Annotated in this window: 27 protein-coding genes and 1 other RNA gene; 7 read left to right on the top strand and 21 right to left on the bottom strand. The window is 45.7% G+C overall.

The window, feature by feature from the left end:
- Nucleotides 1-122 precede the first annotated feature (122 nt).
- The 6 genes from MKY92_RS10245 to MKY92_RS10220 all read right to left on the bottom strand — a co-directional run bounded on the left by MKY92_RS10245 (nt 123) and on the right by MKY92_RS10220 (nt 6,526).
- Entirely contained in the window at nt 123-1,253 is a 1,131-nt protein-coding gene (locus tag MKY92_RS10245) for a glycosyltransferase family 4 protein (protein WP_339300530.1), read from the bottom strand.
- A 191-nt stretch (nt 1,254-1,444) separates the two neighbouring features.
- Nucleotides 1,445-1,993 carry a GNAT family N-acetyltransferase gene (locus MKY92_RS10240; RefSeq protein ID WP_339301752.1) on the bottom strand — a complete coding sequence of 183 codons (549 nt, stop codon included), beginning with the start codon at nt 1,991-1,993 and terminating at the stop codon, nt 1,445-1,447.
- 106 nt (nt 1,994-2,099) lie between these two features.
- Nucleotides 2,100-3,140: a hypothetical protein gene (locus MKY92_RS10235; RefSeq protein ID WP_339300529.1), complete on the bottom strand. Its 1,041-nt coding sequence runs from the start codon at nt 3,138-3,140 to the stop codon at nt 2,100-2,102.
- Nucleotides 3,141-3,236: 96 nt separating this feature from the next.
- Entirely contained in the window at nt 3,237-4,040 is an 804-nt protein-coding gene (locus MKY92_RS10230; protein WP_076209498.1) for a Cof-type HAD-IIB family hydrolase, read from the bottom strand.
- A gap of 45 nt (nt 4,041-4,085) precedes the next feature.
- Nucleotides 4,086-4,832, bottom strand: coding sequence for a pseudouridine synthase (locus tag MKY92_RS10225; RefSeq protein ID WP_339300526.1), 747 nt, complete (start codon nt 4,830-4,832; stop codon nt 4,086-4,088).
- Nucleotides 4,829-6,526: an RsmB/NOP family class I SAM-dependent RNA methyltransferase gene (locus tag MKY92_RS10220; protein WP_339300524.1), complete on the bottom strand. Its 1,698-nt coding sequence runs from the start codon at nt 6,524-6,526 to the stop codon at nt 4,829-4,831. Before MKY92_RS10220 ends, MKY92_RS10225 begins: the two co-directional genes overlap by 4 nt.
- Before the next feature lie 220 nt (nt 6,527-6,746).
- Between MKY92_RS10220 and MKY92_RS10215 the strand changes: the two genes are divergently transcribed.
- Nucleotides 6,747-7,295 carry a thioredoxin family protein gene (locus tag MKY92_RS10215; RefSeq protein ID WP_339300522.1) on the top strand — a complete coding sequence of 183 codons (549 nt, stop codon included), beginning with the start codon at nt 6,747-6,749 and terminating at the stop codon, nt 7,293-7,295.
- A gap of 220 nt (nt 7,296-7,515) precedes the next feature.
- Here the strand turns inward: MKY92_RS10215 and MKY92_RS10210 are convergent, their stop codons facing one another.
- The 3 genes from MKY92_RS10210 to MKY92_RS10200 all read right to left on the bottom strand — a co-directional run bounded on the left by MKY92_RS10210 (nt 7,516) and on the right by MKY92_RS10200 (nt 10,032).
- Nucleotides 7,516-7,998: a DUF309 domain-containing protein gene (locus tag MKY92_RS10210; RefSeq protein ID WP_339300520.1), complete on the bottom strand. Its 483-nt coding sequence runs from the start codon at nt 7,996-7,998 to the stop codon at nt 7,516-7,518.
- Nucleotides 7,985-8,800 carry a GTP pyrophosphokinase family protein gene (locus tag MKY92_RS10205; RefSeq protein ID WP_036609636.1) on the bottom strand — a complete coding sequence of 272 codons (816 nt, stop codon included), beginning with the start codon at nt 8,798-8,800 and terminating at the stop codon, nt 7,985-7,987. Before MKY92_RS10205 ends, MKY92_RS10210 begins: the two co-directional genes overlap by 14 nt.
- A 134-nt stretch (nt 8,801-8,934) precedes the next feature.
- Nucleotides 8,935-10,032: a quinone-dependent dihydroorotate dehydrogenase gene (locus MKY92_RS10200; RefSeq protein WP_339301751.1), complete on the bottom strand. Its 1,098-nt coding sequence runs from the start codon at nt 10,030-10,032 to the stop codon at nt 8,935-8,937.
- A 254-nt stretch (nt 10,033-10,286) separates the two neighbouring features.
- Between MKY92_RS10200 and MKY92_RS10195 the strand changes: the two genes are divergently transcribed.
- Nucleotides 10,287-10,424 (top strand): hypothetical protein, encoded by a 138-nt coding sequence (locus MKY92_RS10195; RefSeq protein WP_017689367.1) that lies wholly within the window; start codon nt 10,287-10,289, stop codon nt 10,422-10,424.
- 42 nt (nt 10,425-10,466) lie between these two features.
- On the opposite strand, the gene MKY92_RS10190 is transcribed toward MKY92_RS10195, so the two are convergent.
- The 3 genes from MKY92_RS10190 to MKY92_RS10180 all read right to left on the bottom strand — a co-directional run bounded on the left by MKY92_RS10190 (nt 10,467) and on the right by MKY92_RS10180 (nt 13,789).
- Nucleotides 10,467-11,909 (bottom strand): L,D-transpeptidase family protein, encoded by a 1,443-nt coding sequence (locus MKY92_RS10190; RefSeq protein ID WP_339300518.1) that lies wholly within the window; start codon nt 11,907-11,909, stop codon nt 10,467-10,469.
- A 218-nt stretch (nt 11,910-12,127) separates the two neighbouring features.
- The gene (locus MKY92_RS10185; RefSeq protein ID WP_090924741.1) at nt 12,128-12,370 is read right to left on the bottom strand and encodes a ferredoxin; all 243 of its coding nucleotides are present in this window, start codon (nt 12,368-12,370) and stop codon (nt 12,128-12,130) included.
- Nucleotides 12,371-12,487: 117 nt separating this feature from the next.
- On the bottom strand, nt 12,488-13,789 hold the full coding sequence (locus tag MKY92_RS10180; protein ID WP_339301749.1) for a DNA polymerase IV: 1,302 nt from the start codon (nt 13,787-13,789) through the stop codon (nt 12,488-12,490).
- 532 nt (nt 13,790-14,321) lie between these two features.
- On the opposite strand from MKY92_RS10180, the gene cimA reads away from it, so the two are divergent.
- The gene (gene cimA, locus MKY92_RS10175) at nt 14,322-15,941 is read left to right on the top strand and encodes a citramalate synthase (RefSeq protein ID WP_339300517.1); all 1,620 of its coding nucleotides are present in this window, start codon (nt 14,322-14,324) and stop codon (nt 15,939-15,941) included.
- An 82-nt stretch (nt 15,942-16,023) separates the two neighbouring features.
- On the opposite strand, the gene MKY92_RS10170 is transcribed toward cimA, so the two are convergent.
- Nucleotides 16,024-16,575 (bottom strand): TlpA disulfide reductase family protein, encoded by a 552-nt coding sequence (locus tag MKY92_RS10170; protein ID WP_339300515.1) that lies wholly within the window; start codon nt 16,573-16,575, stop codon nt 16,024-16,026.
- Nucleotides 16,576-16,801: 226 nt separating this feature from the next.
- Here MKY92_RS10170 and MKY92_RS10165 point away from each other — a divergent pair, with 226 nt between their 5' ends.
- Nucleotides 16,802-17,293, top strand: a complete 492-nt coding sequence (locus MKY92_RS10165; protein ID WP_339300514.1) for a M67 family metallopeptidase — start codon at nt 16,802-16,804, stop codon at nt 17,291-17,293.
- Here the strand turns inward: MKY92_RS10165 and MKY92_RS10160 are convergent.
- From MKY92_RS10160 to MKY92_RS10150, 3 genes are read right to left on the bottom strand one after another with little or no spacing between them, the layout of a single operon-like run.
- Complete coding sequence (locus tag MKY92_RS10160; protein WP_339300512.1) at nt 17,279-18,016, bottom strand: exonuclease domain-containing protein; 738 nt, start codon at nt 18,014-18,016, stop codon at nt 17,279-17,281. The genes MKY92_RS10165 and MKY92_RS10160 overlap by 15 nt on opposite strands.
- Nucleotides 18,013-19,101, bottom strand: coding sequence for a DUF294 nucleotidyltransferase-like domain-containing protein (locus tag MKY92_RS10155; RefSeq protein WP_339300511.1), 1,089 nt, complete (start codon nt 19,099-19,101; stop codon nt 18,013-18,015). The genes MKY92_RS10160 and MKY92_RS10155 overlap by 4 nt, the downstream gene beginning before the upstream one ends.
- A gap of 38 nt (nt 19,102-19,139) precedes the next feature.
- Nucleotides 19,140-20,540 carry an ammonium transporter gene (locus MKY92_RS10150; RefSeq protein WP_221823363.1) on the bottom strand — a complete coding sequence of 467 codons (1,401 nt, stop codon included), beginning with the start codon at nt 20,538-20,540 and terminating at the stop codon, nt 19,140-19,142.
- A 352-nt stretch (nt 20,541-20,892) separates the two neighbouring features.
- Here MKY92_RS10150 and MKY92_RS10145 point away from each other — a divergent pair, with 352 nt between their 5' ends.
- Both MKY92_RS10145 and MKY92_RS10140 read left to right on the top strand, forming a co-directional pair.
- Nucleotides 20,893-21,321, top strand: coding sequence for a MerR family transcriptional regulator (locus tag MKY92_RS10145; RefSeq protein WP_076209500.1), 429 nt, complete (start codon nt 20,893-20,895; stop codon nt 21,319-21,321).
- Between the two features lie 28 nt (nt 21,322-21,349).
- Nucleotides 21,350-22,030: a zinc metallopeptidase gene (locus MKY92_RS10140; protein WP_036609646.1), complete on the top strand. Its 681-nt coding sequence runs from the start codon at nt 21,350-21,352 to the stop codon at nt 22,028-22,030.
- Nucleotides 22,031-22,073: 43 nt separating this feature from the next.
- On the opposite strand, the gene MKY92_RS10135 is transcribed toward MKY92_RS10140, so the two are convergent.
- Nucleotides 22,074-22,985 (bottom strand): LysR family transcriptional regulator, encoded by a 912-nt coding sequence (locus tag MKY92_RS10135; protein ID WP_036609648.1) that lies wholly within the window; start codon nt 22,983-22,985, stop codon nt 22,074-22,076.
- A gap of 69 nt (nt 22,986-23,054) precedes the next feature.
- Entirely contained in the window at nt 23,055-23,681 is a 627-nt protein-coding gene (locus tag MKY92_RS10130; RefSeq protein ID WP_036609651.1) for a rhomboid family intramembrane serine protease, read from the bottom strand.
- 148 nt (nt 23,682-23,829) lie between these two features.
- Between MKY92_RS10130 and tpx the strand changes: the two genes are divergently transcribed.
- Complete coding sequence (gene tpx, locus MKY92_RS10125) at nt 23,830-24,348, top strand: thiol peroxidase (RefSeq protein WP_339300510.1); 519 nt, start codon at nt 23,830-23,832, stop codon at nt 24,346-24,348.
- Between the two features lie 72 nt (nt 24,349-24,420).
- Here the strand turns inward: tpx and MKY92_RS10120 are convergent, their stop codons facing one another.
- The 3 genes from MKY92_RS10120 to MKY92_RS10110 all read right to left on the bottom strand — a co-directional run bounded on the left by MKY92_RS10120 (nt 24,421) and on the right by MKY92_RS10110 (nt 26,051).
- The gene (locus MKY92_RS10120; protein WP_017689382.1) at nt 24,421-24,813 is read right to left on the bottom strand and encodes a DUF1499 domain-containing protein; all 393 of its coding nucleotides are present in this window, start codon (nt 24,811-24,813) and stop codon (nt 24,421-24,423) included.
- Nucleotides 24,814-24,995: 182 nt separating this feature from the next.
- Nucleotides 24,996-25,187, bottom strand: a non-coding RNA gene (ssrS, locus tag MKY92_RS10115) — 6S RNA.
- 51 nt (nt 25,188-25,238) lie between these two features.
- Nucleotides 25,239-26,051, bottom strand: coding sequence for a DUF624 domain-containing protein (locus MKY92_RS10110; protein ID WP_074094451.1), 813 nt, complete (start codon nt 26,049-26,051; stop codon nt 25,239-25,241).
- Between the last annotated feature and the right edge of the window lie 162 nt (nt 26,052-26,213).

The following is a 26,213-nucleotide window of genomic DNA, read 5'->3' as shown; positions in this document are numbered from 1 at the left end:
TGTACTTCATGAATATGAGCATCTGTGTGCCTCATAACCACAAGTCATCGCAGGTACTCTTTCCTTAAACATGACAAAAAGCCGCTGTTTATCACAGCGGCTCGCACTTTTTGCTCTACGTTTTAAGCTTTGCTAGGAAACTGTAGATACATCTTTTTTAACTCATTGACCGATCTGCCAAGCGAGTAATGTGTTTTGGCTTTTTCACACGCCGAACGGGCAAGTTCATAACGATAAGCCGGGTCCAGCATCACCTTTTCAAGCGCTTCAGCTAATGCAGAAGGATCTTCTGCCGGTACAAGCAACCCATTGCTACCGTTCTCGATCTGTTCAGGTATACCACCTACATCCGTACCCACAAGGGCAAGACAACTCAGTGCCGCTTCAGCGAAGACAGAACCAAATGCTTCTGCCCGTGAAGGAAGTACAAAAATATCAAAGAATGGCATGAATTCCTCAGGGTGCAGTGTATAACCATAGAAAATGGTCTCATTATAGATCCCTAATCGTTGCGCCAATTCTTCCAGATCAGGACGAATCGGTCCATCTCCAATAATATGTAACACATAATCATGACCTCGGCCCTTCAGTTCAGCACAAGCTTTGAAAAGAATATCCAACCCTTTTGCCGGAACAAGCCGACATACCGTGACCAGTTGTGGTATCGCATTATCATGAGGAATCGGCTTAAACCGCTTCTCATCAAATCCATTAGGAATCACACCGATGACATCAGGTTCCTTCACGTAGGGAGCCAGATAACGACGGAACGAATCTGACACCGTTAAGAGGCGCTCTGCCTGGTGTTCGAGCTCACCATATATCGCAAGCAGGAATCGATGCTCCGGTCCATCCGTTTCAATGCGTCCATTAAGGATTAATTCTCGTTCATAACTGGAGTGTATCGTCTGAATGAGAGGTGTATCCGGGAAAACCGTTTTCATCGCAAGTCCTGCAATTGGATGGTGGGCATGGATCAGATCATAAGGCTTCTGAATACGCAGTTTGGTCCACCATAGATAATCACGATAGGTTTGAATATATTTTTGGACAACAGGACTATCCTGATATTCCGTCCAGTCAAACGTTTCGAACTGAACTTCCTCTCTGCCCTTATTGCGAATTCGCTTTGGCAACGAGAATAGTTCCATTTCCCACCTCGGGGTTGTAAATCTCTCTTGCATATACGGAATCATAGAGGATACACCTCCGGGCTGCTCCGGAGGAAAGAAAAGCGCCTGCAGCAATCTCACCGTTAGTTTCCCCCTTTCTAACTTACGTACTGCTCTACTATCCATTATGACATAGGGAAGCCGGAACATCTATATTACGATAACTCGTATATACAACATATTCATGAAACGTTCCCCTCAGAAGTAAAAGCTTTAATCCAGCAGTCAATCGCTCGCGTTGTCGTCAACATATTCAATGGATAACCAGAATTTCAGCTCCGTAGCTCCACGGGCTTCTCATATGTACTGTAACCATCGGTCTCTCCCAAAAAAGTATACCCGTTCCGCGCGTAAAAGGCGTTCAACGTAGCATTGCTCGCTCCGCAATCTAACCGAACAGTATGTTTGCCTTCAAAATGTATGCCGCTGCTGGACCATTGCAAAATGGACCGTCCCAGACCGCTCTGAGCATATTTTCTTCGAATCGCTAGCCGATGCAGATAAATTGCACCATCCTCGGCATGAGCTTTTGAACCCCAAAGATGAATATCCCAAGGGCTTGGCTGAACCAAAAGGATGACCATTCCCGCTACGTCCGCTCCTTTTTTAAATACAAACACATCCCCACGCCGGATTGCCCCTGCCGTATCATGTGAATCTTCACCTTTAAGCAAAGCGTTCCATTGGGAAGAACCTTGGCTCTGTAACCATTCGGCTGTCTCCACCAGCAGCGACATCACATCCTCCGTATCTTCCGGCTTCGCCTGAACCGCTTGAAAACCATCGTTAATATATTCGCTACTGATCCTGAATGAGTGCATCATTGTTCTCCTCCGCTTCCTGATCTCTGTTAAACTAATGGTACTATACCGGGAAATGAATTTTTCGTCAAAATGAGCATAAAAAAAGGTAAAAGGCGGTTGCCCTTTACCCATCTATTCTGGCTTCATCAATAATCTGATTTCGATACAACATCGTCAGGTGCAAGGTATCAAACTCCATTTCCTTGTCCAACTCCTGCATCAACACTTCGACCAGGCTCTTTCGCTGAATGCTGGTACCAGGAACCTCGTAATCAATGTATCCCGTCAGATCGGAATGAGAAGTGTCTATTGTTGCTGTTCCCACAGGTAATCCACCTCGTTCCTGAAGAAACAGCTCATATACCCGGAACTCCCGATCCTTACGCTTCAGCATGACATAACATGTTTCTTCAGCAGCTTCCAGCTCATCCAGATCCGATTCATCGGTATCCTCAAAATCCTCGGAGAAATCGCGATGTACCCACTCTAGCGTCTCGAGTTCGTTGCCCTGATGCCACATGCGGATCGTAATCGTATCGATGATATCTTCATCCAGCTCTCTGACCAGCAACTCTGCCGCAGCTTCCAATTGATTCTCTTCCGGCTCGTCATACCAGTGTATTTCACCTTGTACATCAGCGCCATATTGTTTTAAGGAAGCTTCTGCTAGTTCCTGCCCTTCGACATCGTTGAATAAATACGTCGATATGTTGCGTCCCGCGCTTACCATTTCCATCTCCAGAACCTGATCCCGATCTTCATATGTAAACGATTCGGCTTGTGAAACAGGGATTAGCTTACTTCCACTGCTGTCTATATCGTCATAACTGCCTTCGTCATGATTCATATCTTCAGACGGCCACACGGTCTCTGACTCAGGCTTATGCAGAACCGAGTGTAATGAACCACAACTAACCAGCACTTCAAAATAAGCAGCTTCCAACGCATCTGCAAGAGATCGGACATAGGCATGCACTTTTTCCACGATACGTTCCTCTGTACCATCTGGCAGAGACTCCTGCTCGATCTGAAGACTACCTGATAAACGATCTCCTTCTCTGTACACAAGGAAAAGTGAGCCTGCATATTGTCCATTGACCATCACGTCCTGTACTTCTCCACCTGATGTCCGCAGGTCTGCAACCAATTCCACATCATAATTCATCACATGTCCTCCTTCATTCCTAACGTTATTCTCTTAGGATGCCCCTAAAGACGGTAGATTATGAGGGAAGCGTGCATTTCAAAAATAAGATGTAGGTTAGATGGATAACACATATTTTTGGATTGCGTGTGCCACACCCTGCTCGTTATTGGAGAGTGTAACCTCGTCCGCAGCAGCTTTCACCTCGTCCGGTGAGTTATCCATGGCAATGCCTTTGCCCGCAAAGGTCAGCATCGTAATATCATTGAAGTAGTTGCCAATCGCCATGATCTCCGAGGGCATGATTCCCTTCGATTCGGCAAGCCTTTTAAGCGCAGCGCCTTTGGACGCTTCGGGATGCATCAGATCAATAAAAAAGTCACCACTCCGTGTCATATAATAAGGCAGATTCCAGGTAGACCATTCCTGAAGTACTGCATCCATCTGTTCAATCGGACCAAATGCAGTGAACTTCGCCAGCGGTTCTGTCATGTCAACCCACTTGGGTAACTTCAGTGGCTCTGCCATAAAGTTGTAATACATCTCGCGCACCTGCAAACCCAAACCTTCCGGTTGATCCACATACAGACCAAATGCTGTATTGATGTCAAAATGTACTCCATTGGTTCGGCAGTAGGATATGATTGGCTCCAGTCCTTGTCCATCTAATGCAAAATGATGAACCACCTCACGGGTATCGACTTGCGCGGTAACGGCGCCATTATGCGTAATCACATATCCATCCAGTCCCATCTGCTCCATAAAAGGAATCGTGTTGGCAGGACCTCTACCTGAACACAGGACAATCTCTGCTCCCTGACGGGAAGCTTGGATCAAGGTCTCCTGAGTCCATTCGGTAAGTTCATGATGATCATTCAGCAGTGTTCCATCTACATCAAGTGCAATTAATTTATAAGTCATTCTGGCTTCATCCTCATCTGTTAGTAGTCGCACCCACCCAAAACCTTACTTCCGCAGAAGGCTCAACTCATCTGCAGTTAGTTCACGATAGCTTCCAATAGTAAGATCGGAAGCTAGTTCCAGCTCACCCATGGCAACGCGTTTCAGATAGATCACTCGCTTTCCTACCGCCTGAAACATACGTTTCACTTGGTGAAACTTCCCTTCGTGAATAATAAGCGAGATCGACGAGATCGTACCTTCTTCCGTTTCTTCCTGACCAAGTATAGTCAGTTCGGCCGGCAGCGTCTCGTATCCGTCATCCAATTGAATGCCCGCCTTGAAACGTTGCACATCCGCTTCATCCACGTCTCCCAGTACACGGGCTTCATAGGTTTTGGGCACATGCTTGCGTGGAGATAACAGATCATGGGCAAGTGGACCGTCATTCGTGAGAATGAGCAGTCCCTCCGTATCCTTATCCAGTCGTCCCACAGGAAAAGGATTGAACACCCGATCCTCTTTGTGCAGCAGATCCAGTACCGTCTTATCTCTGTTATCCTCGGTAGCAGACACGACACCCGGAGGTTTATGCAGCATGAGATAGATCATCTCCCGATACACAATCCGCTCGCCATCGGCTTCAATGACGTTGACCTCAGGGTTCACCTGTACACCGCTGTCTTTCACCGCTTTGCCGTCCACATGGATTCTGCCTTGTTTCACCATCTTTTTAAGTTCACTCCGTGTTCCCACACCCATATGGCTTAATATTTTATCCAGACGCAGCGTTTGTTTGCCTTTTCCACTCATACCGATGTCCACCTCCACCCTGCCGGATATTCATTCTTCAGTACACCATCCAGCCATTTCCCCCAGCCAGCAGCATAACCATCTACACATACAAGAACGTACCCTTTGGCAATCGTATCCGCCTTGAGCACCACTCGTTCTTCTGCCATATTTAATGTTTCACCCTTGAGGTATCTCACGGCTTCGCCATCAGCGGATGACAGATTTACGCTTCGCCGTGCTTCAGATGCATTCAGAGCACACGCAAGCGGGTGGGACGGAACAAATCGTCCATTCTTGATCGTGCCCATAAACCAGCCTGGACGAATGACTTTCAGTCCCTCCAACCGAGCTGCACCAACCGATGATTGATACACACGATCTCCATAACATACCGTCTCTCCAGTTAACTCAATCTCCAATTGTTCTTTCATAAACTGAGTATAGATCGCAACCGGATCAATACTTGCCGGATCAGCTCCGCGTCCCTGACCCCGTTCCGATTTGCGTCCACCGTGATCTTTACCTTTTTTGCTCTGTCTACCCGAATTCTTGCCGCCACCAGCCTGCCTGTCATGGGACTCTCTGGATTCGATTCGCAACAAACGTTCCTTTTTGCGATCAGCCTTGGTCATAGCAATTGAAGAAGCAGCAATAGAGTGATCCTTGTTCCCTTCTACTTCAATCCTGGACACATCCACGACCTGTCCATACTCCATTGCTCCTTCTTTAACTACTCCAGGTTGATCTGTTTCTAATCCTTGCCCTGCACGATGCTGCAATACAGCGACATAATGTCCCTCTCCCTCCAAAAGGTGAGGCCACAATCTTGCGGTGCCACGCGTTTGATCCAGTATAGCTTCCGTCTCTTCAGCCTTCTCCGGCATCATCTGACGTACCCATTCCGGACGTCCCGGAGCAAATCCTGTCTCTTCAGGAATGTCCATGACTACGAAATCACGGTTTACATTCAGGAACTCCGCAATCATCGCTTCGTTTTCCTCCGGCGCAAAGGTACATGTCGAATATACGATGGTTCCTCCCGGGGCTAGCAATCGTGCCGCAGTTTCGAGAATATCACGCTGCATTAACACACATTTATCCACCGAATGATGTTCCCACGATTTCACCATGTCTTCATCCTTGCGGAACATGCCTTCACCTGAGCAAGGCGCATCAATTAATACTTTGTCAAAATAATGAGGAAATGCATTCGCGATCCGCTCTGGCGACTCATTCAAAACAACGGCGTTACGCACCCCGTACAATTCCACGTTTTTGGCCAGCGCTTTGGTGCGTTCCGCATGGATATCGTTCGTGACAAGCACACCCTTGCCTTGCAGCTTTGCAGCAATCTGTGTTGTTTTTCCTCCCGGAGCAGCACACAGATCAAGCACCCGATCCCCAGGCTCCACCTGCAATAATTCAACGGGAGCCATTGCACTTGGTTCCTGTATATAATACAAGCCTGCATGATAATAAGGGTGCAGCCCCGGTTTAACACCATGAGGTACATAGAATCCTGTCTCACACCACGGAATAGGTCTTAGATCAAACGGAGTAATCTCATCGAATTGTTCCATCGATATTTTTAGCGTATTCACTCTCAGTCCCGCATGAGGAGACTGTTCATAAGATTTCATAAATTGTTCAAACTCATCGCCCAGCAAACTTTTCATTCGCTCAGCAAATATCAAAGGTAACTTTACACCCATATTCCCACTCATCCTGTCTTGGTAAGATTGCAATATCGTTTTATTTTATCATATCCAAGCTTTGCTTTCCTATCATATCGTATCTATTCCACTACAGCGTGTAATGTAGTATAATGGCAAGTAGATTGATTCCTGAGCAAAAATTCGGGTGTTTATGCATATTATCCCAACCTTATTTTTGCCCAAACTATATTTCGATATGATCGATGGGGGATGTCCAATGAAATCCAAGAAGAAAAAGAAAAGTGCTGCGATCCTTATTTTCCTGGGTATTTTAATCATTATGATTGCAGCACTGGTTGTCGTAGACCAGCAATCCAAGAAACAGATGGATTCAGTGGAAAATGCTTATGGCATCGCTGCTTCCAAGCTTAATCCAGCTACAAGGGAGCTACTTAGTGATCCCAACTATCAACAAATTATTGTTCCCACTGATCTCAAAGCCAAAATCGATAACAAAGACAGCTTTTTTGTTTATTTTTTTGCTTCCGACTGCTCGCACTGCCGTGCCACAACACCTCAGTTGATGCCACTGGTTGACAGTGAAGGTATTGAGCTTCCACAGTTCAATCTGCGTGAATTCGAAGCAGGATGGACCGATTACAATATCGAGTTCACGCCTACACTCGTCTATTATGAGGCTGGTGTCGAGAAAGACCGTATGGTTGGCGGACTGAAAGAGAATGGCAGTGACCAAGGCTACACACTGGATGATTACAAACAATTTTTCCAAAAATATAAAGGCAGTACCGCTCCTTCGGCAAGCTAACTGCTCTAGGTCCGTTTCCACAAGTATCTACAATCAGGCACTTGTATCACCAGACACTGTTCTGTTGAAGGACAGGCTGTGCCACATGCAATCATCTGAATATGACGCAACATTCAAAAACACCCCGATCTTTCCCTTTACAGGAATCGTCGGGGTGTTTCATAACCATGTAACTTCATATCCATGGGATGCTCATTTGAATGTTAACGCAGATTACGGTTCAACTTTTACTCTGATCCATCGCCTTCATCTTCTCTTCGTATATTCGCCCTCTGGTAGGACTCCGGCGCTGCGGAATATTAGGTTTTAGCTCAAGCGATCTTCTAGATATCTCTTGTTCCAAGACCTCATCAACAATTCGTATGGACAAATCCCTGTAAGTCACAGACTGAACATCTGATTGGGACAGTTGCTTCACGATTTCCTGTACATCCCGTACCAAAGCCCCTAGGTCTATGCCCAGAATCGTAGCAGGATAAGGTTCCAGAAGATCAAGTGAGCTCTGTAACATCATCGTTCCTCCGCGGAGATTGCCATTCCTGAAGTGGTACAAACCAACTGCAATTTGCAACAACCCTTTATAGAGAGAATCCCGGTTACATTCAAGCCACAATTCTTCCAGCACCTCATGGCACTCGAAATAATCCTGATCACGATTGAAGTAGATTAAGTAGTCAACGTACAGTGGCTCATAGATGCTCATCCGGGTTTTCGCCCTTTCTGGCGTTGTTCAGAAGTTTCTTCACGTCATCCAGCAAGTCTTTGAGCCCTTCCATATCATGCCGTTCCCAGTAATCGTTAAATCGCTTCTGTGCTTCAATTGCTTCACTGACAAGATGGTAGAAGTATAATTGATGAATGATATTCAATGTTCTTGACACGATATTGGAATCATCCTCAAATGCCTTCTGCGCCTCCAAAATCTGTAGACGAATTGCAGACATCTCGTTGTCCAGTATAAACGCAGCCTCAGCCGTTTTTTTCAGCCTGGTTCTCATCTCATCAGGTAACCCTTCCCTAAACTTGTAACTCAGCGAATGTTCAATGGTAGCCCAGAAGTTCATGGCAAGCGTCCGGATCTGTATCTCGGCCAAAACTTTCTTTTGTCCAAGAGCCGTCTGAACGGGATACTCAATAATCATATGGAAGCTGCGATAGCCGCTCTCTTTGAAATTCGTAATGTAATCTTTCTCAATGAGTACCGTGAGATCCTTACGACCTCGAATATACTCGGCAACCCGACGGATATCATCCACGAACTGGCACATAATGCGGATACCTGCAATATCCTCAATGCCTGTTTCCACGTCATCAAGCGACACATTCAGTCGTCTGGATTTCTCCAGAATACTGGATATTTTTTTGACACGACCGGTAACGAATTCAATCGGGGCATACTCTTCCCGTTTTTTCAGCTCCGCCCGCATTGTCTTAAACTTGACTTTTAATTCCTCTACCGCTTGTTCATAAGGAAGTAAAAATGTACCCCAGTCTCTACCGTCCATGCTTATGCCTCCTGTCTCTATAGCGTCCCCTGTTCTATTCCATTATACATGATGTTTGGTGGGGGGAAGAGTCCTGAACCATTTTACGCTCTTCCATGCTTCTATATTTTCAATCCGGGGATCCACATTCCTTCTTAACGATGCTCCGCACCAACCGCTTCAGAGATATGACGATAACCGTCCTTGCGAAGTAACTCACGCAGTCCGGCATGAATACGCCGATTCACCTCAGGTCCTTCGTAGATCAATGCTGTATATATTTCGACCAGACTTGCTCCGGCTTTAATTTTCTCGTATGCATCCACACTTGTGAAAATACCACCTGAACCGATGATCGGAAGTTTGCCTTCGGTCTGATGATAGATCTGGCGAATAATCTCCGTAGAACGCTCACGCAGAGGTTTACCGCTCAGACCGCCAGTCTCTTTTGCATGTTGGTGGGAAAGTCCTGTACGACTGATGGTTGTGTTCGTTGCAATAATGCCAGCAACACCGCTATCTGCAATTGTGCGAACCATATATTCAAGTTCCTGATCATTCACATCCGGTGCGATCTTCACCAGAACGGATTTGGTCGCTCCACCCGCTCGTGCATGCTGCACGTTCATCTCGTTCATAACCGCAGCGAGCAGTTCCTTCAATTCATTCCCATGTTGCAGATTACGCAAATCCGGAGTATTTGGTGAACTGATATTAACCACGAACAGATCAGCATAATCGTATAGTGCCTGAATGCACTTCGAATAGTCCAAGTGAGCTTCCTCATTAGACGTTGCTTTATTCTTGCCGATGTTAACAGCCACTGGAATTCGCCGATCCTGTAGACGTGCCAATTCACCTGCCATCGCTTCCGCACCAAGATTGTTGAAGCCCATTCGGTTCACCAAAGCCTCATCTGGTGGCAAACGGAACAGCCGTGGCTGATCGTTACCTGGTTGTGCAAGTGGTGTCACGGTTCCCACTTCCATGAATCCAAATCCGATGGAAGAAAAGCCCGTTACGGCCTGTCCGTTTTTGTCCAGACCCGCAGCCAGACCAACAGGTGTAGGGAAATGACACCCAAACATGTCAACAGCCAGATCAGACGTTTCACGAACGCCGTACATCACTCGCAGTCCGGAAGGAACCGGACGGATGCTACCCACGCCACTAAGGCCGCCAATAATCAGATGATGGGCCTGTTCAGGGTCCATTTTGAACAACAAAGGTTTAGCAAGACTTCTGTATAACAAATCACTCACTCCGTTCTGGTCCGGTACGCCAAAAAGCCGCTTTCCGTCTTTTCATATGTAAAAAACACTCTACACACAAGTCTATCTGTTTCTTATTAAAAAGGAAAGTAGTTTGCGCATAGACAGCACAAATCGAATAATACAAAATGCTCACAAGAAATCCACCCGCCCACTGGTAATGACGAGTTGAATTCTTTACAATGAGAGCATGGTTACTCTACACCAGTTCTATTCCAAATAAGGAGGAATAACTCATGGCTCCCAAACGTAAACCACCTGCATTACAGCAAAAGAAAGAAGAAGTGAATCGCAAAGCCATTGCATGGACAGCAGCCAGTGTAGGCGGCTTGATCATCATCATCGGTGCTCTTATCATTATTGCCAACATGTAGATGATTCAGGCTGAATCCATCTGATTCTACATATCAAACAGATCAATTCAGCCAGTGATACGTTTTGTTCGGATTATTCTGCTTTGGAACAAGTGTATGCTGATAACGCTGCTTTGCTTCTGGAACAAGCGTCAGATCTGGCAGTACATCTTCTCCAATGCGTACCGGAGTGCCTTGCGGAGCAAGAGCGAATAACTCTTCTACATCTCCTGTACGCATTCTCACACATCCAAGGGACTCATCCAGTCCGATACTGTCTGGCTCGTTGGTCCCATGGATGGCATAATTCGTATTCGAGAGCTGCATACCTCTGCTTCCAAACTCACCGTTCGAGCGCCCATTCGGATTGACCACTTTATCCGTGATGACAAATGAACCCTCCGGTGTTCGATTACCTCCAAGTCCCACATCATACATACGAACAATGGTATCCCCACTGATTAATGCAAGTTTATGTTTATCCTTATCAATGACAATCTCCAGCGGTTCCTGCAAAAAAGGCTGACCTCCCAGCGTATCTGCAAAAGCGGTATTTTTGCCTTGAGACGAATCCAAAGATGTTGAACCGCTCTCTTTACCATTTGAATCGCTCTTTCCTTCTTGTGCCTTTCTCTGATGCAGAGCTAACAGCTTCGGAAACATCTCGGTCATCCCTGGCGCAGTCTCTCCCAGAATATTGTTCGGAAATGGCTGGGCCATTTGCGTTACACTCTTGGGCCAAGCATCATTTTTTTTGCGATAGGCCACGATTGCACTTGATAATGATGCAGCAGCTTCCTGCCTGGCGGTCCACGCCAAGGCCATCTTTTTGATTTTCGGTGTAATTTCAGGAGGTTCACAGTTACATTGCTTTGCATCATAACTCTGTGCAGTTAATTTGCCGCTTGTATTGGTTTGTACTATGTATTTCACAGGCATATTTCGCTTCCATAAAGACCAGTCATCCGAGGTTTGCATACCCAGTACAGCAGAGGTCTCTACTTTCGGGCCAGACCCGGACCAGGCAGCTGCGAGCGCACCCTCGCCATGGTTGCCTCCACCAAATGCCGCAGCGGTGAACACATTGCTTGGCGCAATGGATGCAGTCCCAGCCTGTTGATCCGCTTCTACAGGCGCTGCGATATCCTCTGTGGATTCCAGTGCTGCTGACAGTGCGTCGGCTGCTTCACGACTAAAACCCGGAGCGTCCGCAGGTGGCAGACCTGCCAGCACCAGCAGCATGAACAACGTAAGCCACATTTTGCGTCTACGTTGTTTTTTCTCTTTTTGCTCAGACATCTCCACCAATTTTTCCTGATAGTCCACCCAGATGTCCGCAGGAGCTTTACTGCGTTCAAATGCCTCGTAAACCTCGCCCGCTTGCTGAAAGCAATAGTTGGCTTTGGCCTCCTGCCCTTCGCCCAAGTACTCCTTTCCGAGCAAGTACCAAGCCATTTTATTGTCTGGATGTTTCTTGACATATGTTCTTAGATGAGTATTTTGCATCCGATCCTCCACTATTTCGCCTTTTTCCGTATATCATTATATATCGGCATAACCAGGCGTTGAATCCATAGGACTTGAGTACCCGGTGGAAAAAGGGGGTTTCGACAATGTTCGTCCTTGATCCACTGATCAGATCATCACAGTTGAATGAAGACAAAAAAAGCACCTTCCCTTGTCGTTAAGACAAAAGAAAGTGCTCTTGTTCAAGTGAGAAATACTTATCCCTCTTTATTGAAAGGCTCGTCCGCTACTTTGATTGAGTCTGTAGGGCAGCCATCGCATGCATCCTGCATATCGTCAAACAAGTCGTCTGGAATCGCTTTGATCCCTTTGTTAGCATCGCCGTCAAAGATAACTTCAGCCAAACCTTCATCATCATAATCGTAGATGTCTGGAGCCGTTGCTCCACAAGCGCCACATGCGATGCATGTGTCTTTTTCAACCCAAGTATATTTACTCATTTACATTCTCTCCTCCTAAAATTCGAAACGTACAGTGTTTTTATCTAGAAACATATTAAACCAAAGTAAGGATAATTACAAATCATTTTGCAACCACAAGTCTTTATTATCCCTTATTTAATCAAGACTTTGCAAGTTATCTTTTTGCAGGGAAGTACCGCGCACTTTATGATTACGAAGCAGTACGGAAGGATCATCTCCAAGCATGCCTGCGGTCACAACAGCATTCTCACCAAATTTATCACGTAACTGATCCATAATCCGAATCAGATTGTCCTTCTTGGGCTTCTGCTCATATTCAAACAAGTCCATCTGTACAGCGGATTCTTCTCTTGGAATCAGGTTCTGAAGTGTCACACCCAGCATGCGTACAGGCTTGCCATTACCCCAATGCTTCTCAAATAGTTTACAGGCCTCACGGTATATGACCGTTGCATCCTCCGTAGGAACTTCCATTAGACGTGATCGGGTGATTGTCTTCATATCCGGTGTGCGGATCGTAATCTGAATCCCCTGGCTGAACATTTCGTGCTTGCGCAATCTTCTGGCTACCTGGTCACTTATATTGAGGAATACCCGATGAATCTCATTCATATCCGATACATCCGCCGGTAAAGTGGTTGTATGCCCAATGGATTTATTGGCCTCACGTTCCGCGTGAACTGCGGAATGGTTAATGCCATTCGCGGAATTTTTGAGCCATGCTCCATTAACTCCGAATAGTTCGGTCAACATGTTCTCATCCGACTTGGCCAATTGACCAATCGTTTCAATGCCCAGTTTTTTCAACTTTTCAGCCGTTTTTTTGCCAATGCCAAACATCTCGTTGCATGGTCTGTGCCAAAGAATCCGGGGTACGTCCCTCATGCGTAAAATGGAAATACCGTTCGGTTTTTTCAGATCCGAAGCCATTTTTGCCAATAATTTGTTGGGCGCAATGCCAATGGAACATGGCAACCCCAATTCATCCTTGATTCTACGCTGAATGCTCTCCGCAATCTCCATTGGATTCCCGAATTGCCTTGAACCTGTGATATCAAGATAACATTCATCAATGGATGTTGCCTCAAGTTGAGGGGTATAACTATACGCAATCTGCATGAAAGCTCTTGAATATTGACGATATAAATGAAAATCAGGACGAATCACAATGAGATCAGGGCACTTTTTCATGGCTTGGTGTACAACCATGCCTGTTGAGATGCCTCGATTACGAGCAACATATGAGCAGGTTACAATGACACCCTTGCGCAGTTCACTGCTACCCGCAACGGCCGTTGCTTTTCCTCTATATAAATCTGGTTCCTCGGCTTCATGTACAGAGCAGTAGAAAGCATTCATATCGACATGCAGAATCACTCGTCCGGCTGCAGGGTAATATTGATCCACATTTGCTGGAGGATTGCCGTCTGAAGACATCATGAACCCCCGCCCTTTCATGCAAACTAATTAATGAAACTAAATCACTTTCTTCTATAGTATATCAAACCTGTTATGTTAATTCAGTCACCGGCTTTTATTTTCTCCGAGATCTGATCAGAGATCGAATAATTAACCATCCTACACTCACAAATAGTATCAAAGTAATCAGGGCAATAATCGTATTTCCCCATAAAAAAGTCAAAATCACCCCTCCTTTTCTTCCATATATTCCAAATAAAACTCAATTATAGATTATAACATACATCCGGTTTATGATTAACATCCTTCTTTTTTCTCTAAAATCCGTTAATTGTTACATGAAACTGCGATTTCTATGTAGCATTTGGCTATAATGGTGCTATAATAATTAATTATACAAATTGACGACATTAGGACAAATCAGCGCATCGAGTTTAACACAGTGTAGCGTTGCCGAATCGAAGGATTCGTCCACTAACGTACTTAACAGCTTTTCCCAACTTACAATCCAATCTTTTAAAAGAGCGCTTTATCTCAAAGGAGGATCTTCATGTCAAAGGCCATTTCCATCTTCGATACGACTTTACGTGACGGCACACAAGGGGAGGGTGTCAGCTTATCGGCAGACGACAAACTCAAAATTGCCAAGAAGCTTGATGACCTAGGTGTCCATTATATTGAAGGCGGAATTCCCGGCAGCAATACCAAGGACATTGAGTTTTTCAAAAGAGTCAAGGAATTAAACCTGAACGCAAAGGTTGTTGCTTTTGGCAGTACACGCCGTAAAGGCAGTGTTGCTAGTGAAGATGCCAACCTGAAGCGCATGATCGAATCTGGTGCTCAGGCTGCAACTCTGGTTGGTAAATCATGGGACTTCCATGTGCACACCGCTTTGCAGACTACATTGGAAGAAAACTTGTCCATGATCTATGATTCCATCGCCTATCTGAAACAAAATGGTATGGAAGTAATCTTTGATGCAGAACACTTCTTTGATGGATTCAAACATAACCCGGAGTATGCTCAAGCGGTCTTGACCAAAGCTCATGAAGCTGGAGCGGACTGGCTCGTTATGTGTGATACCAACGGCGGGACGATGCCAAACGAGGTACACGAGATCGTATCCACACTGCATAGAAGCCTGCCTCACGCACATCTCGGCATCCATACACATAATGATTGTGAACTGGCTGTGGCCAACACACTCAGCGCTGTACAAGCCGGAGCCCGTCAGGTTCAAGGAACGATGAACGGTTATGGAGAGCGTTGCGGTAACGCCAATCTCGCATCCATTATCCCGAACTTGCAACTGAAGCTCGGCTATGAATGTGTTACTGAGGATTCCATGAGACAACTTACAAACGTAGCTCGTTATGTTAGCGAGATTGCCAATGTGAATATGCCGATTAATCAGCCTTACGTCGGCAATGCTGCTTTTGCTCACAAAGGTGGGATTCACGTCTCTGCCATCCTGCGGGATTCACGTACCTATGAACACATCGTGCCCGAACTGGTCGGTAACAAGCAACGTGTGCTGGTCTCGGAACTTGCCGGACAAAGTAACATTGTATCCAAAGCACAGGAACTGGGGCTTGAGTTCGATCCAAGCAGTGCCAATTCACGTCAGATTATTGAGAAGATCAAAGATCTGGAGCATCAGGGTTACCAGTTCGAAGGCGCAGATGCTTCGCTCGAATTGTTGATTCGTGAAGCAAACGGTGACATGAAAGAATTGTTCACGTTTGAATCATTCAAAATGCTTGTGGAGAAAACGGCAGGCAAATCCGTTGTTTCTGAAGCTTTTGTCAAAGTGAATATCGCTGGAACAAGCGCTTATACCGCTGCTGAGGGCAATGGTCCAGTTAACGCACTCGATAACGCGCTTCGGAAAGCACTGGTGCAATACTTCCCTTCACTTGCCAATATGCACCTCTCGGACTACAAAGTACGTGTACTGGATGAGAAAGATGCCACAGCCGCCAAAGTTCGTGTATTGATCGAATCCAAAAATACGGAGAACACATGGAACACTGTTGGTGTATCCGAGAACGTAATTGAAGCAAGTTGGGAAGCACTCGTACACAGTTTCCGTTATGCTTTGCTTCAAGAAAAATTGCAGGATGAGCCGGGCACATTCCCTATTCCTGCTCATGGGATAAGCAACCACTAATAACGCTTATTTCCCGGAAAATATAAAGAAGCCTCTGTACCCATGATTCATGGATGCAAAGGCTTCTTTGTTTACATGAAAATTAATTCGCAATTAACTTTTTAATCTTACGTTCCAACTCTTTCTCGGGCAAAATGCCCAGAACAATCTCCTGTATAACTCCTCTGGAGTCAATCAGAACATTCGTTGGAAAAGCCACCCCATTGTATTGAGCATACACTATCCCCTTCTCATCCAAGGGAATAGGGAACGTCAGTTGGTACTCATCCACAAAAGCTTTAGCATCTTTGAGTTTATCGTATGATGTTACATTAACCCCATACATGTCAAGCTTATCCTTGTATTTCGCAGCCATTCTGTTCAGCTCTGGTGCTTCCTGCTTACACGGCTCACACCAGGACGCCCAGAAACTGACAAACGTGGCCTTATCTTTGGCACCACCCACACTGTACGTCTTTCCATCCATTGCTGTCAGAGAAAAAGCAGGCGCCAGAAGACCCGCACGAGGTCCCGTCTCTGTAGGCATGGGTTCTTCCTGCTTAAAGACGGCTGCAATGCCGTCACCCGCATTCTGGGCCAGTGCAATACCAACCAGCAAGACAACACCAAGGAGTATGTATATGTTTCGTTTCATAACCCGCCACCCTTTTATATAATTAGCATATTGAAACTGAAACCGTAATTTCTGCACATGCTAAGTGTTTATCATGCTCTATCACAGTTCACCAGAACCTGATTCCCCAATGTTCTCTTTATTATTGTACCCTTTTCCTTTAAAATTTTACAATCCGCATTACAGAAAATAAAATGAAAAAGGACTCCTGCCATAGCAGGAGCCAAAGAGAGAGGGGTGAATACAAATGGCAGCACTTCATGGGCAGCAAAACACCTTCTACATCCCTTCTTCCGTAGAACAAGAGATGTCAAAGCACATGTTCCTTTCGCTGCCGCAAGAAGCCTGCGGGGTTATGCTGGGTGAAACCGCAGCGGGCGGTATACGAATCAGTCGGTTTCAGCCCATTCGTAACGTAGCACCTGACCCGCTGCACCATTTTACCCTGGACGATGCCGAATGGATTCGGTGCGTATTCTCCGAGCCTAAGCTCATTGGCATCTTCCATTCTCATCCGCAGACAAGTCCTGTTCCTTCCTTAGAGGACATGCAAGCTCTTCCGGCCTTCGCCGGTTTGCTTCAAATGTACCTCATCGGCTCACCTGACCTAACAAGCGGGTTGCGATCTCATATGCAGCTGAACGGTTATCTGATTGAATCCTCGATGGAATCGCAGGATCCGGCACACCGCGTTGTACCTTCATACAATCTGCTTCCCGTTCCGTTATGCGTGACTTAGCTGGGTATACAGATCACCCAAGGTTTCCACATTTTTACGAGTCATATCCTCCAGATAACAGGACCATAACTGCGCAGTCATTTTCGAATCTTCCAGTGCATGGTGACGCCCATAGATCGGAATTCCTCTGGATTCCAGCAATTCATCCAGACCATACCCCGGCCTGCTTGGTTCAAGCCAGCGGGCCAACATCATCGTATCAATTAAACGATGTGTCAGCCTTACTTTTGAAGTCCGCCACAGAGCAGCATTCAGAAAGGCTCGGTCATGCGCACTCGCGTGTGCAATCAGAACATTTCCACCTACAAAAGACATGAAATCATGCAGTCCCTCCAGCAAAGTTGGTGCGTCCAACGTCATCTCCTGTGTAATACCTGTAAGTTCAGTAATATGTTCCGGAACCGCAGTCTTGGACTGCACCACCGTATAGAACTGCTCCCCTTCCACTACCACACCACCATGTATACGGACCGCACCAAATGAGATAATCTCATCCCCATGCTGGGGCGAAAAACCCGTCGTTTCCAGGTCAAATACAACTGCGTCCAGCTCATTTAGAGGTGTATGCAGAACCTCAGGTCTGCGCTGTTCTCTCATCATAGAGCGGATAAACGCCATGTGTTGCGCCGTAGGGGCTCCCATAATGGAAGCGATGGCGGAAGGAACCCCTCCCTGACGCAGCGAATTCCAGAATCCTGTATTGCCCCTTGCCGGCTCTCTCATGGACGTCTCCTTTCTGCAAAACGCAACTGTCTTTGCAGAGCTCGATGCACTCGTCGTACCAATCCGAGCGTATCCCTGAGCTCATAATGAATCTGTTTTTGTTTCATCTGTTTCTCATCCAGGAACCCACTACTATGTTGCAATTCCCCTTGGATGACAACCGGTGTACTTCTGCGAAATTTCAAAGCAGCTAAGAAGGCCCGCTGGCATGCATCCAGTAATGTAAATGGAACAGCTTCAAGTGAAGTCAATCTCTCCATTCTTTTTAACGTCGATGACTCCTTGATCCCATGTTGCAAAGCCAAATAACGGGCACTGTTCACCAGCGGAATGTACAAACCATACTTGACATCAAATCCGCCTGCATGTTCACCAAATCGTTCTGTGACCACACGTCCAAGTACATTTAATGTAGCTTTATGTTTAACCGTATTGCGAAGAACGGCATCCGAAAGTTCAGGAACCAGTCTGAACTGTTCATAAAAAATAGTGATCCATTCCTCCGCCAGACTTTGCTCACCTGCAACAAAACGCATGTCTGAAGCAATAATCAGATTACGAACAGGCTCCCAATTCAGATCCGAGCTCCAATCTGCTAATTGTTGCTTCCATGACGCCAGCGTTTTTCTCCAGAGGGGCTCAGAGCACATGACTTTGCCTTCGCACTTGGCGTAACCAAGCTCTTCCAACATATCCGTCATACGCTGTCCGAGCTGAGCAAAATATTCCTCTTTCCCTTCATGCGGAATATCGCTAATGATCATGCCATTATCCTGATCACTCCATAACGTTGCTTCTTCCCTGCCGGAACTGCCAAATACGATAAAGGCATAGGGGACGGGAGGTTGGCCGAAGCCTTCCTCAACCATCCCCTGAATGCATAACTCTACTGCTTTCCGTGCAATCCGGTCATGCAGTTCATTTACCGTTTGGTACCACTCGATCGGCGACAAGGAAGCGGACAACAATTCCTGGAGCTCGTTCTGTAATATCACACGTGCCTGGCGCAGCTCTTGAGAAGACACCGCACCATCCATTCCCTGATAAGACCAGGAATAGTTTGTATACGAGATGGGTTCCATCATGTCCAGCCTCCTTGAAGCATGATTCAGCATCATTCACTTCAGGAGCTGAACGTACCACCATTGGATTTAGAATCTGCATTTTTCATTTGTTCAGGGTATCCGTAAGTACCGTGCTCACTGATATCCAGACCCATTGTTTCTTCTTCTTCAGTAACACGGATGCCCATGATCGCTTTCATCCCGCCCAGAATAATGAAGGACATTACCAGTACGAAGGCAAAAGCACCTGCCAGACCTAAAAGTTGTACACCCAATTGGTGGAATCCACCGCCATAGAACAGACCCGCTTGACCTACACCCGCATTCTCGGCAAGTTCAGGAGTAGCGAACAAGCCCGTGGAGATCGCACCCCACATACCAGCAATACCGTGTACAGAGAAAGCGTAGATTGGATCGTCAATTCCTTTACGATCGAAGTACTGTGCTGTGAAGAATGTGATGATACCCGCCAGAGCACCGATAACCAGCGCTGCCCAAGGTTCAACGAATGCACATGCTCCTGTAATCGCAACGAGTGCCGCAAGCACACCGTTTAACATGCTAGGAATGTCGGACTTGCCAAGTACTGCCCATGAGATCAACAGCGCAGCAACACCACCGGCTGCAGCAGCTACGTTAGTAGTTAATGCAACATAACCGAAGAATCCATCCCCCATGGCAGACAATGTACTACCTGGGTTGAATCCGAACCAACCGATCCAGAGGATGATAACCCCGAGTACGGAATACACTTGGTTGTGACCTGGAATGATGTTAGGTTTGCCGTCTTTATTATATTTACCAATACGTGGTTTCAACAAGATGGTCGCTACCAATGCTGCAGTCGCACCAGTCAAGTGAACAACTGTCGATCCTGCAAAGTCTTGCATACCCAGCTCAGCCAACCAGCCGCCGCCCCATACCCAGTGAGCAACAACCGGATACATGATAATGGTATACAGTGTACCGAAAACAATATATACGCTCATCTTTGCACGTTCAGCCATACCACCGCAGGCAATGGCCAGAGATACCGCCGCAAAAGCGAGGTGGAATACGAATTTAATAGTCAGTGGAACATCGGAGAAAGCCAGTGATTCGAAGGAAGCAGCCATCTTGTCACCACTCAGGAAGAATCCTGTTGTTCCAAAGAAGCTGTTACCATTACCGAAACCAAGACCGAAGCCCAAAGCCCAGAAGGCAATAACTGAAATCCCCAATGTCAGGATGGTCTTACCCGCAATGTGTCCTGCATTCTTCATTCGTGTTGAACCCGCTTCGAGTAAAGCAAATCCCCCTTGCATCAAGAACACGAGTACAACAGCCAAAAACGTAAAGGCTGAGTTCAAACCACTTTGAAGTTCAATGTTAGTCGGACCCTCCGCAGCCGCAAATGCGCTGACCGGAAAAGCGAACAAAGTAAGCATTACTAACACGGAAACCAACCATTTCTTTCTCATATACCCCACTCCCTCTTATGTTAAGTTTCTTCACATAACGTGAAACTCTTAATGTCATTATAAGCAGAAGAGAGGAAAGTTGACAAGAGTATTTTCATCAAAACTGAAAATTATTTCTGGGAATAAAGTCATACGTCTTTTTCTTGCACTTAAGTACATAATCACATTCTATGAGTACATAGATATAGAAATGCAGTATGCTGATTGCCAAAGCATAACGTTTGACTGTACGGTTAAAGATCATGTATCATACTTATTAGTAAGAAAAATTGGGCGTAGTCTAGAAATTCACAAGTGGAAACTACAATTCCCTACATTTGAACTTGCAAGCGAGGTGAATATCATTGGGGATATGAAACTTTTTCGGATTGGCGAACTTGCCAAGACCGCTGGTGTTAGTGAACGGACGATTGATTATTACACAAAGCTTGGACTAATCTCTCCCGAAGAACGTACACAAAAAAATTATCGTCTCTATAGTAATGAAACTTTAACGAGGCTTGAACGTATTGTACAGATGAAACAAGAGAAGTATAGTCTCGACGAGATTAAGCAATCTCTTGAGAAGTGGCGTCTGGTTAGTACAGAAGAACAAGTTGCCAGCAAATTGACAACGTTGGAGCTTCATGTACAACAACTTGAGCGAGAGGTTAACGAGCTCAAGCCGCTACTTGGAGAGATGAAACCTGTACAAGCACGTAAAATGATGGCAGGACTCCTCACCAAAAGTGCCGGTACAATGGAGGCACTAAAAATCTTGCTTGAGAACACCATGATGTAGCTTACTTTTAGAAAGCGGAGGAATGAATATGAGTTTTAATAACGGTATGTTCGTATTGATCATTATCGCCTTTTTGCTCTCTTTATGGGCGCAATTTCGCGTTAAAGGTACGTTTAGACGTTGGTCGGAGGTACCGAACCAGAACGGAATGACTGGTTACGATGCCGCTCGCCAGATGCTTGATGCTAACGGCCTGCATGATGTTCCAATTGAACCTGTACGCGGCACGCTTTCTGACCACTATGATCCGATCAATCGGGTTGTACGTTTATCAGAACCAGTATATTACGAAAACTCAATCTCAGCTGTTTCGGTAGCGTGTCATGAAGTTGGCCACGCCATTCAGCATAAAGAAAGTTATCCTATGCTGGCACTGCGTCACCGGATCTTCCCCATTGTGAACTTTGCATCCGGATTAGCTCCATTCCTGTTGATTGCAGGATTCATCTTCAATGCCATGAACCTTGTAGGTATCGGTATCATCTTCTTCTCCGTAACTGTAGCATTCCAACTCATCACTTTACCGGTTGAGTTCAATGCAAGTAATCGTGCTAGAGAGATTATGGTATCCGAAGGGTACATCCGTAATGAAGAAGAAAAAGGTGTTGCAAAAGTTCTGAATGCCGCAGCCTTGACTTACGTTGCTGCAGCGTTGATTTCACTGCTTGAGTTGATTCGTTACATCGGAATCTTCAACAGCCGCGATTAATTGGATACCTAATACAACAAAAACAAAAAACAATACCCCACCGTTAATCGGATGGGGTATTGTTTTGTTGTAAACCGAAATAATCAAGCAAGAATGAACGAAAAGACTGAGCAACCAGCGGCAGTTTATCATGTGCACGATGAATTAACCCGATAGTTCGCGTTACTTTTGGATGGGAGATAGCCACATGTGCCGGTTGCAAAGGGTTCGTCTGGAATAACGCCATCTCAGGCAGCAGACTGACCCCCATGCCCGCAGCGACCAATCCGCGGATGGTGTCGGTCTCTTCCCCTTCAAAAGCGATCTTGGGTGTAAAACCAGCTTCCAGACAGGCATGCCACACAATAGGACGAAGAGAATAACCTTTGCTAAACAATACAAATTTATCATCCTTGAGCTGTTCAAGCGCAATTGTCTCCTCACCAGCTAACGGGTGATTAGGAGGAAGGATGGCATGTAATTCTTCCGTGAGTACAATATCGCCATCTACTTGATCATGCTTCTCTGGAAAAGGAGAAATGAATGCCAAGTCTACCTCTCCGGATAACACATCACGAATCAGCGTAGGGAACATCCCCTGCTTAAATCTGAATTTCACGTTGGGGTAGCGCTGACGGAAAGCAGCCACCACGGAAGGAATGAGATGAATCCCCAGGCTATGCGGAAATCCAATTCGAATCTCTCCATGCTCCGGGTCCAAAAACTCATGAACTTCCCCGACCGCCTTGTCCAAATCCTTTAATATACCTTCAATTCGTTTGCAAAAAAGCTGCCCTACTGCAGTCAACTGCAGGTTTCGTCCCTTTTGCATAAAAAGGTCCACGCCCAGTTCTTCTTCCAGCTGATGAATCTGACGACTCACCGCCGACTGTGCCACATGCAACTCTTCAGCAGCCTGTGTTACATGTTCCTTCTGTGCCACTTTCAAAAAGTAATGCAACTGTCTTAATTCCACTTGCCTGATCGCTCCAATCTGTTATACCCTACTTATCCTTGATTGCATTCCATCTTGAGAACGTTCTGACTACCGCTTTAAGCTGCGGGGTTTCCACAATCTGATCAACAGTCCGTAAATAAAGAATCCACCCAACAATCCGCCAAGGTGAGCCATCCAGTTGATGCCTGACATGGCGAAGGAGAATATGATCCCGAACAAAAGCAATGTGTACATCGTTTTGCGCGAAGCCTCGTCCATCATCGTTCGCTGGAACAGCGCTACATACAGGAATGCACCATAGACGGCATAGATCGCTCCTGAAGCACCTACCGAGATCGTAATACTCCCAACCGAGTTGTACCACGCAACAGCAAGAATATTACCCAATACACCACCACCCAGGTACAATACACCATACCTTACCGACCCGAGCAACCGCTCCATCGGTGGTGCAAATACGATTAACGCAAAGCTGTTAAACAATAAATGACTGAAGCCCGCATGCAGGAACATGGATGTGATGTAACGCCACCACTCATGTGCGAACAGTTCATGATTCGTAAGTGCCCCAAATTTCAGCAGCACCATATTGTTCGTTGATCCACCGTTCACCGTTAACACAATAAACATGACTACATTGGCAATTAAAAAAAGCGACGTCAAAGGGAAATACTTCAAATAACCTTTCCAGTTTTCATAGCGAATAAATATCATAAATTTCTTCTTTCACTCCACCCTGTTCAGATCGGACTCACATCTCTGATCCATCGTAATGGTACATGTCCGAATTGGACAATGCCTTTCATAAAAGATTATAATGGATTTTGGCACGGATCACCAATTTATAAGGAGGAACATTATTATGACACAAGAACGTACAGGCGTAGCCACATTTAAAGGCAACCCTATTACATTGATCGGACCCGAACTGAAAGTGGGCGATCAAGCACCTGATTTTACACTGAGCAAGAACCTGGTTGAGGATGCTTCCCTGAAAGACTTCGCAGGCAAAATCAAATTAATCAGCGTTGTTCCTTCCCTGGATACTGGCGTATGCGATGCGCAAACTCGTCGTTTCAACGTGGAAGCCGGAGAACTCGGAGACAATGTTGTTGTCTTGACAGTAAGCGTTGACCTTCCGTTTGCTCAGGCTCGTTGGTGTGGAGCAGCTGGTGTTGACCGCGTAGTTACATTGTCAGACTACAAAACACGTTCTTTCGGTGAAGACTACGGCGTTCTGATCAAAGAATTCCAACTCGACATGCGCTCCATTTTTGTTTTGGATGCCGAAGACCGGATTACATATGTGGAGTATTTGCCTGAAATGACAGACTCCCCTAACTTCGAACAAGCGATTGCTGCTGTAAAAGCTCTGCTGTAGAAGTTGTCATACGTTCAGAACAAAAGCGAGGAAGGTTAACCTTCACTCGCTTTTTGTTATTTATCATCTATTTCAATCATTTGCTTTATACTTGCTTAGCTTTTTATCCAGTACAGAGAATAAGTTCATAATCGTGCGATAATTGGAACCCAAGTCTCCAAGTGATCCACGTGAAGCTGAATACATATCCACCGCACTGCGAACAGGACTTACTGAGATAATGGAAACTGTAATATCCATCGTCCTTCCAAAGGTAGTCCGCTTCTCCAGAATAACTTCTCCAACAGAAGGCACTTCATGCAGCACTTTATAACCCGGAATCTTTTTGAGTGTCGAAGAGACCTCTTCCCAGGCTCTGTCTTTGGATAAGTTATAATACCGTGTTTTTAATTTGGGATCCTTGGCTCGATCGCTGGTCCCCTCCATGCTGCGGATGATACCGACGAGCGTTCTCTTTAAGGTCAAGACCCTTCCTCCTTTGATTGTAACCGTTCCATTTATGTATCTTAGTGTAACATTGTTCAAGTAGTAACAAAAGGGCAAGCATCATATTTATCTTAAAACCTATCAAAAACATTCATCACAACTTAAAAACACCCTGAAATTCCTTTTGTAGAGGAAAAGTCAGGGTGCTGTACATGAAGATTTAGGAACCCGCCTATGCCGTCCGGCTACATTGTCTTATGAACCTGCTTGGCAGGTGGGTGACCGCAAAAATGCTTTTTGAAGTCCCCATGTCGTATAGACAGGGCTTTTCAGCAACATTCTGTGTTGATCTCCCGAAGACATCATCATTGGTTCAAAACAACGAATAACCGAAACGTACATCGCAGGATGTACAATTATTATATCCCTAACTGTGTAAAAAGTAAATGGCGATCCATCATGTTTTATTTTTGCAATGTAATGTTTTTGTCGTCTGATGGTTCAGATGTTTCACCATTCTCTCCTGATTGTTCAGCCAGCGCAGCAGCTTCCTCTTCTTCCTTCTTGAGTTGCATCTTCTCCATCTGCTCCTGCATCTTGTTGAAGGTTGCGTAGAAGTTAAAGAAAGCGAACCAAGCAATGATGCTGATTATGAAGAAAACAAACAAGACCGGATAACGGAAACCGATGTAGAACAGCAATCCACTTCCCAGCAATGTGGAAAATACACGGAATGGTCTGATCAGCGTAAGCAATACCGCGTTTTTGATAATGAGTCCGATGGACATATGATAATGTACAACCATCGAGAAAAAGTTAAAGAGTGATACAAATAACAAGAGAAGCAGTACTAACATGATGATTCCCACGAGCTGCATATTGCGGAACTGCGTCATGTACACGGTATAATCCAGATACATAATCGCGAATAGCAGTGTGTAAAAAATGCCCCCAATTAAACTTTGCTTGTAGTTTTCCTTGTAACCTACAAAGAAAGTACGGAAGATCGGTACATCCGTATCGCCCATATTCCATTTACGAACAACCGTAAACAGCGCCGAAGTCGCCGGGAACAGTGTAAGCGGTGCCACAATAGCTATAGCCCAGTTCATTTGCAATGATTCGTTTGCGAGGTTCTGCTGCATCACGAGCAGTTTCATAATCAAGAAAAACAAGAACGGAGACGAACAAATAGCCCACAACAGATTGGTTGCGGCCAGTCTCGTAATCCACTCTGTAAGCCGGTAGATCCCACCCATAGCTCCTTTAAATTCCAAACATTTCTCCTCCTCTGCAGCCTTGCGAATTACCTGAAGTCTAATATTAATATACCTTATTATATATAGGAAAAGCCAGCACTTCCCGAAAAGAGATCGTCATTATCCCTAGCTAGCGTCTCTGGCCGCTTCTGGCAGTGAAATAAAATGATGCAGTCACTT

The sequence above is a fragment of the Paenibacillus sp. FSL R5-0623 genome (assembly GCF_037974265.1).
Lineage (GTDB): Bacteria > Bacillota > Bacilli > Paenibacillales > Paenibacillaceae > Paenibacillus.
Note: the sequence above shows the minus strand (reverse complement) of the source record. Positions and strands in the feature narration are given on the sequence as shown.

Bases quoted from the DNA above. Each gene is read 5' to 3' on its own strand.
- MKY92_RS10240 (WP_339301752.1), bottom strand. From the start codon at position 1,993: ATGCACTCATTCAGGATCAGTAGCGAATATATTAACGATGGTTTTCAA.
- MKY92_RS10235 (WP_339300529.1), bottom strand. From the start codon at position 3,140: ATGAATTATGATGTGGAATTGGTTGCAGACCTGCGGACATCAGGTGGA.
- MKY92_RS10230 (WP_076209498.1), bottom strand. From the start codon at position 4,040: ATGACTTATAAATTAATTGCACTTGATGTAGATGGAACACTGCTGAAT.
- MKY92_RS10225 (WP_339300526.1), bottom strand. From the start codon at position 4,832: ATGAGTGGAAAAGGCAAACAAACGCTGCGTCTGGATAAAATATTAAGC.
- MKY92_RS10220 (WP_339300524.1), bottom strand. From the start codon at position 6,526: ATGGGTGTAAAGTTACCTTTGATATTTGCTGAGCGAATGAAAAGTTTG.
- MKY92_RS10215 (WP_339300522.1), top strand. From the start codon at position 6,747: ATGAAATCCAAGAAGAAAAAGAAAAGTGCTGCGATCCTTATTTTCCTG.
- MKY92_RS10210 (WP_339300520.1), bottom strand. From the start codon at position 7,998: ATGAGCATCTATGAGCCACTGTACGTTGACTACTTAATCTACTTCAAT.
- MKY92_RS10205 (WP_036609636.1), bottom strand. From the start codon at position 8,800: ATGGACGGTAGAGACTGGGGTACATTTTTACTTCCTTATGAACAAGCG.
- MKY92_RS10195 (WP_017689367.1), top strand. From the start codon at position 10,287: ATGGCTCCCAAACGTAAACCACCTGCATTACAGCAAAAGAAAGAAGAA.
- MKY92_RS10190 (WP_339300518.1), bottom strand. From the start codon at position 11,909: ATGCAAAATACTCATCTAAGAACATATGTCAAGAAACATCCAGACAAT.
- MKY92_RS10185 (WP_090924741.1), bottom strand. From the start codon at position 12,370: ATGAGTAAATATACTTGGGTTGAAAAAGACACATGCATCGCATGTGGC.
- MKY92_RS10180 (WP_339301749.1), bottom strand. From the start codon at position 13,789: ATGTCTTCAGACGGCAATCCTCCAGCAAATGTGGATCAATATTACCCT.
- cimA (WP_339300517.1), top strand. From the start codon at position 14,322: ATGTCAAAGGCCATTTCCATCTTCGATACGACTTTACGTGACGGCACA.
- MKY92_RS10170 (WP_339300515.1), bottom strand. From the start codon at position 16,575: ATGAAACGAAACATATACATACTCCTTGGTGTTGTCTTGCTGGTTGGT.
- MKY92_RS10165 (WP_339300514.1), top strand. From the start codon at position 16,802: ATGGCAGCACTTCATGGGCAGCAAAACACCTTCTACATCCCTTCTTCC.
- MKY92_RS10160 (WP_339300512.1), bottom strand. From the start codon at position 18,016: ATGAGAGAGCCGGCAAGGGGCAATACAGGATTCTGGAATTCGCTGCGT.
- MKY92_RS10155 (WP_339300511.1), bottom strand. From the start codon at position 19,101: ATGATGGAACCCATCTCGTATACAAACTATTCCTGGTCTTATCAGGGA.
- MKY92_RS10150 (WP_221823363.1), bottom strand. From the start codon at position 20,540: ATGAGAAAGAAATGGTTGGTTTCCGTGTTAGTAATGCTTACTTTGTTC.
- MKY92_RS10145 (WP_076209500.1), top strand. From the start codon at position 20,893: ATGAAACTTTTTCGGATTGGCGAACTTGCCAAGACCGCTGGTGTTAGT.
- MKY92_RS10140 (WP_036609646.1), top strand. From the start codon at position 21,350: ATGAGTTTTAATAACGGTATGTTCGTATTGATCATTATCGCCTTTTTG.
- MKY92_RS10130 (WP_036609651.1), bottom strand. From the start codon at position 23,681: ATGATATTTATTCGCTATGAAAACTGGAAAGGTTATTTGAAGTATTTC.
- tpx (WP_339300510.1), top strand. From the start codon at position 23,830: ATGACACAAGAACGTACAGGCGTAGCCACATTTAAAGGCAACCCTATT.